Raw genomic sequence first — 12988 nt, 5'->3', positions numbered from 1 at the left:
CCAACTGAACGATTTGGTCAGTATGGTGGTCGGCATGACGGAACACAAGACCGGCCGGGTGCTCGTCGTCGGGATGGGCGTGAGCGGGCTCGCCACGGCGGCCCGGCTGCACGCCGCGGGCTGGACCCCCGTACTCGTCGAACGAGCACCCGCCCGGCGCTCCGGCGGCTACTTCGTCGCGCTGTTCGGCGCGGGCAAGGCGGCCGCGCGCCGGCTCGGCATCGACGGTGCCCTCCACGACCGCGCCGGTGACCGGCCGCCGCTGACCCTCGCCCGGCACGGGCGCGTCCGAGCCGGTGCGGGGCTCGCCGACCTGCCGGGCAAGCCGTGGCTGATGCTGCGCGGCGACGCGGAAAAGGCCGCGTACTCGGCGCTGCCGGACGACGTGGAGATCCGGTACTCGACCGTGCCCACCGCGATCGAGCAGGACGACGGCGGCGTCGACGTCACCCTGCGGGACACCGCGGCCGGCACCTCGGTCACCGAGCGGTTCGACCTGGTCGTCGGCGCGGACGGCCTCCGCTCGACCGTCCGGTCGCTGGTGTTCGGGCCGCACGCCGAGCACCTGCACCGGCTCGGCTACGTGGTCGCCGCGTTCGAGTACGACGGCACGCCCGCCGGCCTCACCCCCGGACAGGGGGCGACGCTGCTCGAGCCGGGCCGCTCGATGTGGGTGTTCGCCTTCGCCGACCACAACCCGACGATCATGCTGACCTACCGCACCGACGACGTCGACGCCGAGTTCACCGAGCCTCCCGCGCGGCGCCTGCGGACAGCGTTCGGCCCCGAGCCGCTGGGCCGCACGCTCACCGACGTCCTCGACCACCTCGAAACGACCGGCGACGTCCTGTTCGACTCGGTGGAACAGGTGCGGATGCGGCGGTGGCACCGCGGGCGCGTCGTGCTGGTCGGCGACTCCGCCTGGTGCGTCACCCTCTACGCGGGCATGGGGGTCTCGGCCGGGCTGACCGGCGCCGACCTGCTCGGCACGATGCTCGAACGCCACGACGACCTCGAGACCGCGCTGACCGAGTGGGAACGCGGGCTGCGGCCCTACCTCGACCACTACCAGGACGGCGCGTTCGCCGACCGAAAGATCTTCATGGCCGACACCCGGCTGGAGGTCCGGCTCCGGCGGGTCCTGCCGAAACTGGGCAGGACGAAGCTGGGCGGCCGCCTGCTGCGGCGGATGATGCGGGTGGACGACATCGAGCGGTTCAAGAACGCCGATATCGTCGCCCGCAGCACCGACGAGAGGACCAGCGTTGCCGGACCTGCCTGAACACAGCTCGCCCAAAGCGGCGCGCATCCTCGCCGCCGCGGGTGAGCTGCTGCTCGGCCGCGGCAGCAAGGGCGTCACGATCGCCGACGTCGCCGCGAAGGCCCACATCGGCAAGGGCACGGTCTACCTGTACTGGAAGACCAAGGAAGACCTGCTGCTCGGCCTGATCTGCCGGGACTTCCTGGCCCTCGCCGACGACGTCACCGAAGCGGTCACCGCCGACCCGGACCTGGCCCGCCCGTCCCGGCTCCTTCCCCACATGCTGCGGACGGCGTCCCGGCACCCGTTCGTCAGCGCCCTGCGCGGGAGCGACGACGGCCTCCTCGGCGCTCTCGCCGAGGACCCGCGCTCGGCCGAGCTGCTCGACACGCTCGGGCCGGACGCGGTGATGTACGACGTGCTGCCGATCTGGCGGCGCCACGACCTGGCCCGCACCGACTGGGCGTTCGAGGAGCAGGCCATGGCGCTGCACGCCCTGCTGACCGGTTTCGTCGTGCTCACCACGCAAAACCGGTTCCGCCCGGGCGGGTCCGCCGACCCGGACCCGGCGTTCGCCACCGCCGTCACGGCCTTGCTCGGCCCCGAGCGCGCCACCGCCGACCAGGTACGGGCCACCGCAGCGGAGGGTCTCCGGTCCCTGGCCGAAGGACGCGCGACGGCGCTGGAAATCATCACCCGGCCGACGCTCGGCTGACCGTCCGGCGCGAATCATCCTGCGCTACCACGGTTCCCGCGCGAACGGCCCCCTGGGCGAAGTTCCCGTCCCGCCCTGACCTCAGCCGACCAGGCGCGGGAACAGCTCGCGGACGCCGCGCCGGAAGTCGTCCAGGGCTTCGGCCGTATCGGCCAGGTGGCGCAGCAGGGCTTGCTGGAACAAGCCGTCGAACAGCGCGTAGGCCTCGGCCGGGGTGCAGTTCGGCGACCCGCCGGCGAGCTCGGCGTAGGCCGAGACGTTGCGCCAGATCATCTCCTGGAGGCCCTCGTCGATCTCGGCGACGTCGGCGCGGAACGCTTCCTCGAACATCGACTGCGTGCGCAGGTCGTACCAGAGGCGGTGCATGAGCGGGGCTTCGGCCAGCGCCGTCGCCAGCCCGTCGGCGCAGGCCGCGGCGAGGTCCTCGGGGGTGTCGGCGGCCCCGACCCCGCCCTCGTACCGCTGCACGCACGCCTCCTTGTAGCGGCGCACGCAGTAGGTGATCAGCTCGACCTTGTCGGCGAAGTAGTAGTGCAGCAAGCCGTGCGAGAACTTCGTGTGCTCGGCGATCGTGCGCAGGCTCGTGCGGGCGTAGCCGAGGTCGGCCAGGGCGAGCAACGCCGCGTCGGCCAGTTCCCGGCGGCGGTCCTCGAACTTGTCGACTCGGCGCCTCACGGCGGCTGCGCTGGTCACCGTCCGAACATACCATCGAGCACTTCTCTGACCAATCGTCCAAGAAAATCTTGACATTCGTCCAAACGGCGGCCAAGGTCGTCACCAGCCGCCGGCGGAGTTCGGGAGGGACGACGATGTCTCTGTTCTTCTACCTGGAAAAAGGCGCCTCCCTGGACCCCGGGGCGCCCTGCCTCACCCTCGACGGGGTTTCCCGCTCCTACGGCGAAGTGGTCGCGCTCGCCGAGGCCGTCGCCCGCGCCCTGCGCCGGTCGGGGGTCGCGCCCGGCGACAAGGTCGGCATCCTCTCGGCCAACGACCCGACCGCGTTCACCTGCGTCTTCGGCATCTCCCGGGCGGGCGCGGTCTGGTGCCCGATCAACCCGCGCAACGCCGCCGGCGAGAACGCCGAGCTGCTGGACCTGTTCGACTGCACCACGCTGGTCTTCCAGCCCGCCTTCGAGGACCTGGTCCGCAAGATCGCACCCGACCTGCCGAAGCTGACCACGCTCGTCCGGCTCGGCGAGGGCGACGGCTTCGCGCCCGGGTTCCAGGACTGGCTCGGCCAGGCGAACGACGACCCGCCCGCCGCGGCCGCGCAGCCCGACGACGTCGTCGCCCTCGTCGGAACCGGCGGCACCACCGGCCGCCCCAAGGGCGTCATGCTCACCGACCGCAACCTCGAGGTGATGTCGGCGATCACGCTGATGAGCTACCCCTTCGAGGGCCGCCCGGTGTACCTGGCGCTGGCTCCGCTGACGCACGCGGCCGGCGTCCTGTGCTTCCCGGTCCTCGCCCGCGGCGGCGAGGTCGTGATCATGCCCAAGCCCGACGTCGGCCGCTTCCTGGAGCTGATCGAACGCCACCGCGTCACCCACACGTTCCTGCCGCCGACGCTCATCTACCTGGTCCTCGGCCACGAAGCCTTGGACACCACGGATCTCTCGTCGCTGCAGTGCTTCTGGTACGGCGCGGCGCCGATGTCGACGACCCGGCTGGCCGAAGCCCTCGACCGCATCGGGCCGATGGCCCAGCTCTTCGGCCAGTCCGAGGCGCCGATGATGATCTCGACGATGTCACCCGCCGAGCACCGGCACCCGGACGGCACCGTCCACACGGGACGGTTGTCGTCGGCCGGCCGCCCGTCGCCGCTGGTCACCGTGGCGATCCTCGACGCCGACGGAAACCCGTTACCCCAAGGCGAACGGGGCGAGATCTGCGTCCGCGGCTCGTTGGTCATGGCCGGCTACTACCGGAACCCGGAGGCCACGGCGGAGGCGTCGGCCCACGGCTGGCACCACACCGGCGACATCGGCTTCCTCGACGGCGAAGGCTTCCTGCACATCGTCGACCGCGCCAAGGACATGGTCATCACCGGCGGGTTCAACGTCTACTCCGCCGAAGTCGAGCAGGCCGTGCTGGCCCACGACGCCGTCCGCGACTGCGCCGTGATCGGCCTGCCCGACGACAAGTGGGGCGAGCGCGTCACCGCCGTCGTCCAGCTGAGACCCGGCGCCGAACTGGACACCGGCGAGCTGATCGCGTTCGTCAAGGACCGCATCGGCAGCGTCAAGGCACCCAAGCAGATCGAAGTCTGGCCGGAACTCCCCCGCTCGACCGTCGGCAAGGTCCTCAAGGCCGAGATCCGCACCTCCCTCACCGCCCGCTGAAAGGGAACACCCATGAAACTCGCCCTCTACCTGCCGAACTTCCGCGACAAGGTGACCGTGCCGGAGCTCGAGGACCTCACCGCCCTCGCCGAGGACCTCGACTTCGACTCCGTCTGGACGCTCGACCGGATCATCGTGCCGGAGACGTCGGACACCGAGGAGATGCAGTACGCCTTCGGCATGATCGAGGGGTTCCCGAAGGGCCTGCCCGTCAGCTCGCGGGGCGAGTTCCTGCAGGGCATGCCGCTCATCCCGTGGCTCGCGGCCAAGACGTCGAAGGTGCGGATCGGGATGAGCATCATCGACACGCCCTACCGCTCCCCCGGCGTCCTCGCCGCGGAGCTGGCCACCATCGACCACCTGTCGGGCGGCCGGCTCAACGTCGCCGTCGGCTCCGGCTGGATGCCCGAGGAGTTCGCCGCCGCGAGCGCGTCGCACATCTTCCCGAAGCGGCACAAGCACGTCCGCGAAACCCTGGAGATCATGCAGGGCATCTGGACCAACGACCTGTTCGAGTACCACGGCGAGTTCGCCGACTTCCAGCGCAGCGGGTTCGGCGCGAAGCCGGTGCAGAAGCCGCACCCGCCGATCTTCTTCAGCGGCCTCAAGGACGCGAAGCGCTCGGCCGCGCGCATCGCGAAGTACGGCCTGTCGGGCTGGATCGGCATCCAGGACTCCCCCGACGACATCAAGCGCTGGCGCACCGAGATCCAACGCGAGCTCGAAGCCCTCGACACCCCGCGCTCGGTCGACGACCTCGAGATCTCCAGCATGATCTGGTTCGTCATCACCGACCAGGACATGGACCAGTCCTTCCTGGGCAAGGGCACCAATCTGCTCGTCGGCTCGGAACGGCAGATCACCGACCAGCTCAAGCGCTACCGGGAAGCCGGGCTGACGATGCCGTTCCTGTGGCCGCCGTTCCAGGACGTCCCGGTTGCGAAGACGCTCGACGACATGAAGCGTCTCAAGGAAGAGATCCTGCCCAAGATCGAAGCGATGTGAGAGGAACCAGCATGTCCGAACTCGAGGGAAAGCGCGTCTTCGTCACCGGCTCCGGCGCGGGCATCGGCAAGGCGATCGCGGCGCTGTTCACCGAACGCGGCGCGAAGGTCGTGGTCAGCGATATGAACGCGGACGCGGCCAAGCAGGCGGCCGACGAGATCGGCGCCGCCGGCGTCGCCAACTGCGACGTCACCGACGAAGCCCAGGTCCAGGCGGCCATCCAGCAGGCGGTCGACCTCCTCGGCGGCCTCGACGTCCTGGTCAACAACGCCGGCATCGAGGTGTCGTCGCCGCTGCTGCAGCAGTCGACGGAGAGCTTCGACAAGATCTTCGCCGTCAACGTGCGCGGCACGTTCGTGGCGATGAAGGCGGCGACCCCGCACCTGGTGGAGTCCAAGGGCAACATCGTCAACATCGCGTCGATCGCCGGCATCGGCGGCAGCCCGCTGCTCGGGTCGTACTGCGCGACGAAGGCCGCGGTCATCCAGCTGACCCGCGTCGCGGCCGTCGAAATGCGGCCGGCGGGGATCCGGGTCAACGCGGTGTGCCCGGGCTTCGCGGACACGGCCATGGTCGAGCGCCTGGTCCCCGACTTCGAGGCGGCGACCCAGGTGCCGTTCGGCGACCTCGTCGCGGCGAAGCAGGGCCGGCTGGGCACCCCGCGGGACATCGCGGAGGTGGCGGCGTTCCTGGCCTCCGACCGCGCGACCTGGATCACCGGCAGCCACTACGTCCTCGACGGCGGCCTGACGGCGTCGCTGGTGTGAGGAACCGGCCGGCGGGCCATGCCCCGGCCCGCCGGCTCCCTCACTCGAAGAACTTCAGGCTGAACCCGGTGTCGGTGTTCGCGCCGGGGACGTTCGCGCGGCTGTAGGTCGTCGAGCCCCACCAGCAGAACGTGCCGGTGTACCAGGAGCGGTTCGCCCAGGAGTACGGCGTCCCCTTCGGGACGGCGTGGAACATCAGGGGGAACCGCGGGCCGGCGGGCGGGCTGGTCGCGATGTCGCCGTTGAGCAGGACGAAGGTGTTGTGGCCGGGGCCGTTGACGTACAGCGTCGGATCCCAGCCGGCCATCATCGTGGCGCGGTTCGAGCCGAAGAGGCACCCGTTCGACTTGTACCAGTCCCACACGTAGGTCGGATCGCCGCCGGCGCGCAGGCGGAGTTCGGCGATGCAGTACTGGTCGCTCCAGCTGCCGTTGGCCGAGTAGACGATGTGCAACTGGCCGTTGGGATCCTTGATGGCTTCGGGCGCTTCGTTGATGTACGGGTTGCCGACGACCCGCTCCCAGCTTTCCCGCGGCTGCGAGATGACGTACCGCCCGCCGGTCGGAGTGGTCGGGGTGCTCATCCGGGCGATGTAGAGGTTCTGCTCGACGTTGGTGTCCCCCGCCCAGCCGGACCAGACGAACCAGCGCTGGCCGTTGAAGGTGAAGAGGGTGCCGTCGATGGCCCACTTGCCGTCGGGCAGCGCGAGCTGGGTTTCGCCGGTGTACCCGCTGTCGGCGACGGTCGAGCTGATGACGTACATCCGGTGCGCGGCGCCGGTCCCGGCGGTGAAGTACACGTAGAACCGGCCGCCGTCGGTGACGATCTCCGGCGCCCAGACTTCCCCGAGCCCCCGGGTGTCCGACCAGATCCGTTTTGCCGTGGCGCTCGCGAGGCCGTCCGGCGAGGTGGCTTGCCGGACGACGATCCCGCCGCCGGACGACTGCACGCCGACGTAGGTGGAGCCGACCCGCAGAACGCTGGGGTCGGCGGCTTTGAGGGAGGTCTGGCCGGCTTCCGCTGGTGAGCCGGTGACGATCATGGTGAGGAAGAGCAGGAAAGCGGCGGCGAGTTTCATGACCCCACCCCTCGGTCGAGTGCGGTCCCGGAGAGCGGGAACCCTCAGGCAGGATCACCGGTGATCGAGAGGGATGGGTAGGGCCGCCGGTACTTGCTCGATCCAGTCGGGGCGAAATTGGTCTGAACCGGTGACGGCCTCAGTCGAGGCAGAACTCGTTGCCCTCGACGTCCTGCATCACGATGCACGACTCGTTGTACTCGTCGGCGTACAGCGTCTGGAAGTGGCTCGCCCCCAGCGCGATCAACCGGTCCCGCTCGGCTTCCAAAGCGGCCAGTCGCTCGGCACCCACCAACCCCGTGCCCACTCGCACATCCAGGTGCACCCGGTTCTTCACGACCTTGCCCTCGGGCACCCGCTGGAAGAACAACCGCGGCCCCGCCCCGGACGGATCGGCACAAGCGAACGCCGCCCCCTGGCGGTCGGCAGGCAGCGACGCGTCGAACTCCGCCCAGGACGCGAACCCCGACGGCGCCGGCGGGACTGCGTACCCCAGCACCTCGCACCAGAACCGGGCGACGCGCTCGGGTTCCGCGCAGTCGAACGTGATCTGCACCTGCCTGATCTTCCCCATCCGCCCACCCTAGACGGCCCGGGGCCGGCACCCCGCCCCCGGGCCGCCGGGGGCTCAGCGCACCATCGCGTCGTGGCCGAGGAGGTCGCCGAACACCGAGATCGCGCGGTCGACCGCGTCGTCGTCGATGCCCGCGTGCGTCACCGCGCGGATGCGGTCGGTGCCCAGTTCCTCCACCCGGATCCCCCGCCTGCGGGCCGCCTCGATCAGGGTGCGGGTCGTGTAGCGGTCGTCGCGGACCTTGAAGAACACCATGTTCGTCAGCGGCGGGCCCGGGTCCAGCCGGACGCCGGGGATGCGCGACAGGCCACGCGCCAGCCGTGCCGCGCGGGCGTGGTCGTCGGCCAGGCGCTCGGTCATGTCCGTCAGCGCCACGATGCCGCAGGCCGCGATCATGCCCGCCTGGCGCATGCCGCCGCCGAGCATCTTGCGCATGCGGCGCGCCGCCGCGATCGTCACGCGGTCGCCCACCAGCACCGACCCGATCGGCGCGCACAGGCCCTTCGACAGGCAGATCTGCACGGTGTCCGCGTGCTTGGCCACCTCGGCCGCACTGACGCCGAGCGCGACGGCCGCGTTGAACAGCCGGGCGCCGTCGAGGTGCAGGGCGATGCCGTGCGAGCGGATCAGCCGCGACACCTCGCTGAGGTAGTCCAGCTGCAGCGGCAGCCCGCCGCACCGGTTCTGCGGCGTCTCCAGGCTGAGCACCGCCGGTGGCGCGATCTGCGGGTCGCTGCGGTCGACCGCGCACGCCTCGGCGATCGCCGCCGGGTCGATCGTGCCGTCGGGCAGGTTCGGCAGCGGGTCGTAGACGATGCCGCCGCACAGCGACGCCCCGCCCGCTTCGTAGACGTACACATCGGACTCGTGCCCGACGATCGCCTTGCCGCCGCGCGGGCAGTGCGCCAGCAGCGCCGTCAGGTTGGCCATGGTGCCGCTCGGCATCAGGCAGCCGGCCTGCTTGCCGAGCAGCTCGGCGGCGAGCTGCTCCAGCCGGTCCACGGTCGGGTCCTCGCCGTAGACGTCGTCGCCGAGCGGAGCGCGCGCGGCGGCCTCCAGCATGGTCGGCGTGGGCAGGGTGAAGGTGTCGCTGCGCAGCTCGACGTAAGTGTCCTGAGTGGACGAAGTCTCCGGACGGAGGGTCGCGAGGTCGTCGGCGAACGTGGTCACAACGGGCTCCTAGAGGGTCAGCGGGTGGTCATGCGTTCGCGGAGGCTCCGCGGGCGCATGTCGGTCCAGACGGTGTCGATGTGCGCGAGGCACTCCTCGCGCGTGCCGGTGACGCCGGCGCTCAGCCAGCCCGGCGGCAGGTCGCGGCCGGCGGGCCAGAGCGAGTACTGGTCTTCGTCGTTGCGGACGACGGTGAACGTCACGGCGTCCTCCGGGGTTCGATGAGGGAGCGGACGGCTTCGTCGAGCCCGACATCGGCCTTGCTCCAGCGCCACCGGCGGTCCTCGGCCGCGGTGCGGATCCGGGCGTACGCCGTCTCGGCTTCGGTGACGGCGGCGAGCACGGACGCCCGCGCCGGACCGCCGCCGTGGGCCGCGTGCTGCGCGACCTCGGCCGGGTCGAGCGCGTGCTCGAGCTGCCCGCCGAGCCGGGCCCGGGCGACTTCGTGCAGCGGCGCCCCCGCGGCCAGCGCCTCCTTCGCGATGGCGCCGACGTCGTGGTGGGCCTGCCGGAACGGGACGCCGGTGTCGACGAGCCGTTCGGCGAGGTACGTGGCCGCGGTCTGGCCGTCGACGGCACGCGCGTACATCCGCTCCGGCACCGGTTCGGCTCCCTCGACGACCAGCCGCAGCAGGACGACGGCGTCGGTCGCGGCTTCCAGGGCCGACCACGCCGGGGCGACGGCCTCGGTGCCGACAGCGATGGCGTTGGTGAACCGCGCGGTGGCCATCGCGCTCGCCGACGCCGTGAACGCGCCGAGCGGGGCGAGCGCGCGGCCCTGGACGTGCTCCAGCAGGAACGGGTTGCGCTTCTGCGGCATCATCGAGCTCGACCCGACGACGTCGTCGGCGAGCCGCAGCAGCCCGGCCTCGGCGCTGGTCCACGCCTGCAGGTCGTGGGCGACGCGGCAGAGCAGGACGCCGAGGACGGTGGCCGCGGAAAGCTGGCGCAGCACCAGGTCCCGCGAGGCGACGGCGTGCAGCGAGTTCGCGATCGGGGTGGCGAAGCCGAGCAGCGCGGTGGTGCGGTGCTGGTCGACCGGCAGTGACGTGCCGCCGACCGCGCCCGCGCCGAGCGGGTTCTGGTCGATCTCCGCACCGGCCTGCCAGAGGCCCTCGACGTCCCGGACGAGCGCGCTCGCCACCCCGGCGAGGTAGTGGCCGTAGGTGATCGGGACGGCGGGCTGGTGGTGGGTGTAGGCGGGCATGGTGACGTCCGCCCAGCGCCGGGCCCGGTCGAGCAGGGCGCGGCCGAGGGCGTCGGACTCGGCGAGCAGGCGTTCGTGCGGCTCGCGCAGCCGCAGCCGGACGACGGTGGCGTTGAGGTCGTTGCGCGAGCGTCCACTGTGGAGGATGCCGCCGACCTCGGCGCCGAGGGTGTCGATGAGGTGGGTTTCGTAGGCGAGGTAACGGCCGCGCGGCGCGGGGACGTCGTGCAGCGGCGCGAACCGTTGTTTCCTGAGGTCCTCGATGCCGGCGAGGAGTTCGCCGGCCCGGTTCCGGTCGACGATGCCGCGTTCGGCGAGCATGACGACGTGGGCGCGGTCGACCTGGCTGATGAGGCCCAGCTCGGCGGCGACGGGATCGGGCGCGGGCGCGGTGTCGCGGTCGAAGAGGATCTCGCGGGCCGCGGCGGAGATGGGGCTGGTGAGCCGGCCGGTCCCGCCCGTCGGTGGTGAGTGGTGGGCGATGGTCATCGAGGTGCTCCTTCCGGGGTGTCCGGGTGGGGTGCGGTGGCTCGCCCGGATGTCATGAACGACTCGTTCATCGCGTCGGACGACATGAAAGAGTCGTTCATGTCGTGCGCCGGGCGGTCGGTGCGGGCAGCCTGGGCCACCGTGGTGATGAGGAACCGCAGGGTCACCGAAGTCCTCCTTGCGGGACCAGGGCGGCGCGCAGCCGGTCGAGACCGGCCGCGGCCGCCGCGCGGGCGCCGCGGGGGCGGTCGGAAACGGCGAGGACGTACCCCGCCCGGTCGCGGTAGTCCCGCGCCGGGCGGACCACGGTGCCGTCCGCGCGGGACAGCCGGGCCTCGGCCACCCCCGGAACCGCCGACGCCTTCTCCGCCGCGTCGCCGGCCGAAAGCACCGAAGTGGCGGTAGCCGTGAGGAAGCGCAGCGACGCACAAGCCCGCCGAGTGGCGCGGAGGTCCGGGGAAAGCCCCAGCACCGCGGAAACCTGCGCCGCGACCAGGTCGACGCCGGTCGCCGCGCGGACCAGCTCCGGGATCATCCCGCCCGCCGGGCGCGGGTTCACCTCCATCAACCGCGGCCCGGACGGCGTCAGGCGGATTTCGACGTGCGCCGCGCCGAAGCCCAGGCCCAACGCCGTCACCGCCGCCCGGGCCGTGTCGATCAACGCCGTCTCGTCCGCGGGCGGCAGCGCGGCCGGGACGTCGTGGCCGACCTCGACGAAGAACGGCGCCGGCCCGAGGTGCTTGCGCACCACGGCGACCACGACGTCGCCGAACAGCTCCACCGAGTACTCCGGCCCGCTCGCGTACGGCTCCACCAGCACCTGCGCCGGCACCGGCAGCCCGCGTTCGTTGTGCGTCACCGAAAGCAGCGCCGCCGCCTGGGTGGCCACCGCCTCGGGCGTCTCGCACCGCAGCACGCCGACGCTGCCCGATCCCTCGGCCGGCTTGAGCACCACCGGGAACTCGACCGCCGCCGCGACCGCCTCCGAAACCGAGGTCGCCACCGTGCACGGCGCCCGGAGGACGGCCCGCTGGTGGGCCTTGTTCCGGCAGTCCGCCACGGCGACCGGATCGGGCCCGGGCAGCCCCAGCTTCGCCGCGACCCGCGCCGCCACGGGGATGAAGTACTCCGAACTGCTCGTCACCCCGGCGGGCTCGCCGATGTCCGCCTCCAGCACGGCGCACGCGTCCGCCGTGTCGCAGCGGACCACGCGCACGCCGTCCTCGGCCGCGTACGGGTAGCGAGCCGGCTCGGCCGCGGCCAGCACCGGCTCGAAACCGAGCGAACGAGCCTGCCGCGCGAACAGCCGTCCGGTGCCGGTCGTGTTGCTCTCGACGAGCAGCAGCGTGCGGGTCACGACGCGTCGGCCAGCGACCGCCGGCCCCAGTTCAGCCACGTCCACGAGCCGCCGGGCTCGGTCGGTGCGACGACCTCGTACGGCTCGGCCGCCCCCGCGTGCGCCAGCCCCTGCGCGCGCAGCCATTCGTCGGAGTAGACCGTGTCCTGGTAGCGGTAACCCTCGTCGGGCAGCAGGGCGACGACGGTGGCGTCCGGGTTGCGGCGGGAGAACCAGTCGGCGACTTTGAAGGACGCGCCGCTGGTCGGGCCCATGAACAGGCAGTGCCGCGCGTACAGGTCCCGCGTCGCCGCGAAGGCCTCGGCCGCGCCGATCCAGTGCACCTGGTCGTAGCTGCCGTGGTCGACGTTCGGCGGCACCAGGCTGTTGCCGAGCCCGCGCAGCACGCGCGGCCCGTCCGGCTGGCCGAAGATGGCGCTGCGCTGGGTGTCGACGCCGATCAGCGTCATCTCCGGGACGAGCATCCGCAGGAACGAGCTCGTGCCGGACGTCGAACCGCCGGAGCCGACCGCGCCGACCAGGCAGTCCGGGACGCCGATCGTCTCGGCGAGCTGCTCGGCCACGAGCGCGTACGACCGGGGGTTGTCCGGGTTGCTGTACTGGCCCGGTACCCAGTGGTTCGGGTACTCGGCCCGCAGTTCCTCGAGCCGGTCCAGCCGCGCGCGCTGGTAGCCGCCGACCGGGCTGGGCTTCGGGCAGATTTCGACGCGGGCGCCGAGGTGTTCGAGACGCCGGCGCAGCGGCTCGTCGATCGCGGGGTCGCCGACGATCGTGAGCGGGTAGCCGCGCAGGCGGCAGACCATCGCGAGACCGAGGCCGAAGGTGCCCGACGACGTCTCGAGCACGGTGGTGCCGGGGCCGACTTCGCCGCGTTCCTCGGCGCGGTCGAGCATGAACCGGGCGGGCAGCAGCTTCATCAGCCCGAAGGCGGCGACGTGGAAGCCGGGCCGGATGCGGATGATCCGCGGCAGCTCGGTGGCCTCCACAATGGACCGGCTGACGGGGGCGGCAAGGGTCATCGGA

The 12988-nt window shown here is 71.8% G+C and carries 14 protein-coding genes; 5 read left to right on the top strand and 9 right to left on the bottom strand.

What is annotated here, in order from left to right; genetic code table 11:
• Positions 1 to 34 precede the first annotated feature (34 nt).
• Positions 35 to 1282 carry an FAD-dependent monooxygenase gene (locus ABFJ78_RS09335; protein ID WP_436385478.1) on the top strand — a complete coding sequence of 416 codons (1248 nt, stop codon included), beginning with the start codon at positions 35 to 37 and terminating at the stop codon, positions 1280 to 1282.
• Positions 1266 to 1976 carry a TetR/AcrR family transcriptional regulator gene (locus tag ABFJ78_RS09330; RefSeq protein WP_436385477.1) on the top strand — a complete coding sequence of 237 codons (711 nt, stop codon included), beginning with the start codon at positions 1266 to 1268 and terminating at the stop codon, positions 1974 to 1976. The genes ABFJ78_RS09335 and ABFJ78_RS09330 overlap by 17 nt, the downstream gene beginning before the upstream one ends.
• Positions 1977 to 2057: 81 nt before the next feature.
• Here the strand turns inward: ABFJ78_RS09330 and ABFJ78_RS09325 are convergent, their stop codons facing one another.
• A complete protein-coding gene (locus ABFJ78_RS09325; protein WP_436385476.1) occupies positions 2058 to 2669 on the bottom strand; it encodes a TetR/AcrR family transcriptional regulator in 612 nt (203 codons plus the stop codon).
• 116 nt (positions 2670 to 2785) lie between these two features.
• Between ABFJ78_RS09325 and ABFJ78_RS09320 the strand changes: the two genes are divergently transcribed.
• Genes ABFJ78_RS09320 through ABFJ78_RS09310 form a run of 3 tightly spaced genes read left to right on the top strand, consistent with a single transcriptional unit; the run spans position 2786 to position 6090 of the window.
• Positions 2786 to 4318, top strand: a complete 1533-nt coding sequence (locus ABFJ78_RS09320; RefSeq protein ID WP_436385475.1) for an acyl-CoA synthetase — start codon at positions 2786 to 2788, stop codon at positions 4316 to 4318.
• Positions 4319 to 4330: 12 nt separating this feature from the next.
• Positions 4331 to 5323, top strand: a complete 993-nt coding sequence (locus tag ABFJ78_RS09315) for an LLM class flavin-dependent oxidoreductase (RefSeq protein ID WP_436385474.1) — start codon at positions 4331 to 4333, stop codon at positions 5321 to 5323.
• Positions 5324 to 5334: 11 nt separating this feature from the next.
• A complete protein-coding gene (locus tag ABFJ78_RS09310) occupies positions 5335 to 6090 on the top strand; it encodes an SDR family NAD(P)-dependent oxidoreductase (RefSeq protein WP_436385473.1) in 756 nt (251 codons plus the stop codon).
• Positions 6091 to 6130: 40 nt separating this feature from the next.
• Here ABFJ78_RS09310 and ABFJ78_RS09305 read toward each other — a convergent pair whose 3' ends face one another.
• The 8 genes from ABFJ78_RS09305 to ABFJ78_RS09270 form a co-directional block, all read right to left on the bottom strand.
• Positions 6131 to 7168, bottom strand: a complete 1038-nt coding sequence (locus ABFJ78_RS09305) for a glycoside hydrolase family 43 protein (RefSeq protein WP_436385472.1) — start codon at positions 7166 to 7168, stop codon at positions 6131 to 6133.
• A 139-nt stretch (positions 7169 to 7307) separates the two neighbouring features.
• Positions 7308 to 7742, bottom strand: coding sequence for a VOC family protein (locus ABFJ78_RS09300; protein WP_436385471.1), 435 nt, complete (start codon positions 7740 to 7742; stop codon positions 7308 to 7310).
• 54 nt (positions 7743 to 7796) lie between these two features.
• Positions 7797 to 8912, bottom strand: coding sequence for a GntG family PLP-dependent aldolase (locus tag ABFJ78_RS09295; RefSeq protein ID WP_436385470.1), 1116 nt, complete (start codon positions 8910 to 8912; stop codon positions 7797 to 7799).
• A 17-nt stretch (positions 8913 to 8929) separates the two neighbouring features.
• A complete protein-coding gene (locus ABFJ78_RS09290; RefSeq protein WP_436385469.1) occupies positions 8930 to 9115 on the bottom strand; it encodes an MbtH family protein in 186 nt (61 codons plus the stop codon).
• A complete protein-coding gene (locus ABFJ78_RS09285) occupies positions 9112 to 10608 on the bottom strand; it encodes an argininosuccinate lyase (protein WP_436385468.1) in 1497 nt (498 codons plus the stop codon). Before ABFJ78_RS09285 ends, ABFJ78_RS09290 begins: the two co-directional genes overlap by 4 nt.
• Positions 10605 to 10775 carry a hypothetical protein gene (locus tag ABFJ78_RS09280; protein ID WP_436385467.1) on the bottom strand — a complete coding sequence of 57 codons (171 nt, stop codon included), beginning with the start codon at positions 10773 to 10775 and terminating at the stop codon, positions 10605 to 10607. Before ABFJ78_RS09280 ends, ABFJ78_RS09285 begins: the two co-directional genes overlap by 4 nt.
• Positions 10772 to 11965: an ATP-grasp domain-containing protein gene (locus ABFJ78_RS09275; protein ID WP_436385466.1), complete on the bottom strand. Its 1194-nt coding sequence runs from the start codon at positions 11963 to 11965 to the stop codon at positions 10772 to 10774. The genes ABFJ78_RS09280 and ABFJ78_RS09275 overlap by 4 nt, the downstream gene beginning before the upstream one ends.
• The gene (locus ABFJ78_RS09270; protein ID WP_436385465.1) at positions 11962 to 12984 is read right to left on the bottom strand and encodes a pyridoxal-phosphate dependent enzyme; all 1023 of its coding nucleotides are present in this window, start codon (positions 12982 to 12984) and stop codon (positions 11962 to 11964) included. Before ABFJ78_RS09270 ends, ABFJ78_RS09275 begins: the two co-directional genes overlap by 4 nt.
• Positions 12985 to 12988 lie beyond the last annotated feature (4 nt).

It is taken from the genome of Amycolatopsis sp. MEPSY49 (genome assembly GCF_051337345.1).
Lineage (GTDB): Bacteria > Actinomycetota > Actinomycetes > Mycobacteriales > Pseudonocardiaceae > Amycolatopsis.
This window is presented reverse-complemented; position numbering and strand designations above follow the sequence as displayed.

Coding starts and splice junctions, on each gene's coding strand:
- ABFJ78_RS09320 (WP_436385475.1), top strand. CDS start 2,786: ATGTCTCTGTTCTTCTACCTGGAAAAAGGCGCCTCCCTGGACCCCGGG.
- ABFJ78_RS09315 (WP_436385474.1), top strand. CDS start 4,331: ATGAAACTCGCCCTCTACCTGCCGAACTTCCGCGACAAGGTGACCGTG.
- ABFJ78_RS09300 (WP_436385471.1), bottom strand. CDS start 7,742: ATGGGGAAGATCAGGCAGGTGCAGATCACGTTCGACTGCGCGGAACCC.
- ABFJ78_RS09305 (WP_436385472.1), bottom strand. CDS start 7,168: ATGAAACTCGCCGCCGCTTTCCTGCTCTTCCTCACCATGATCGTCACC.
- ABFJ78_RS09310 (WP_436385473.1), top strand. CDS start 5,335: ATGTCCGAACTCGAGGGAAAGCGCGTCTTCGTCACCGGCTCCGGCGCG.
- ABFJ78_RS09335 (WP_436385478.1), top strand. CDS start 35: ATGACGGAACACAAGACCGGCCGGGTGCTCGTCGTCGGGATGGGCGTG.
- ABFJ78_RS09285 (WP_436385468.1), bottom strand. CDS start 10,608: ATGACCATCGCCCACCACTCACCACCGACGGGCGGGACCGGCCGGCTC.
- ABFJ78_RS09270 (WP_436385465.1), bottom strand. CDS start 12,984: ATGACCCTTGCCGCCCCCGTCAGCCGGTCCATTGTGGAGGCCACCGAG.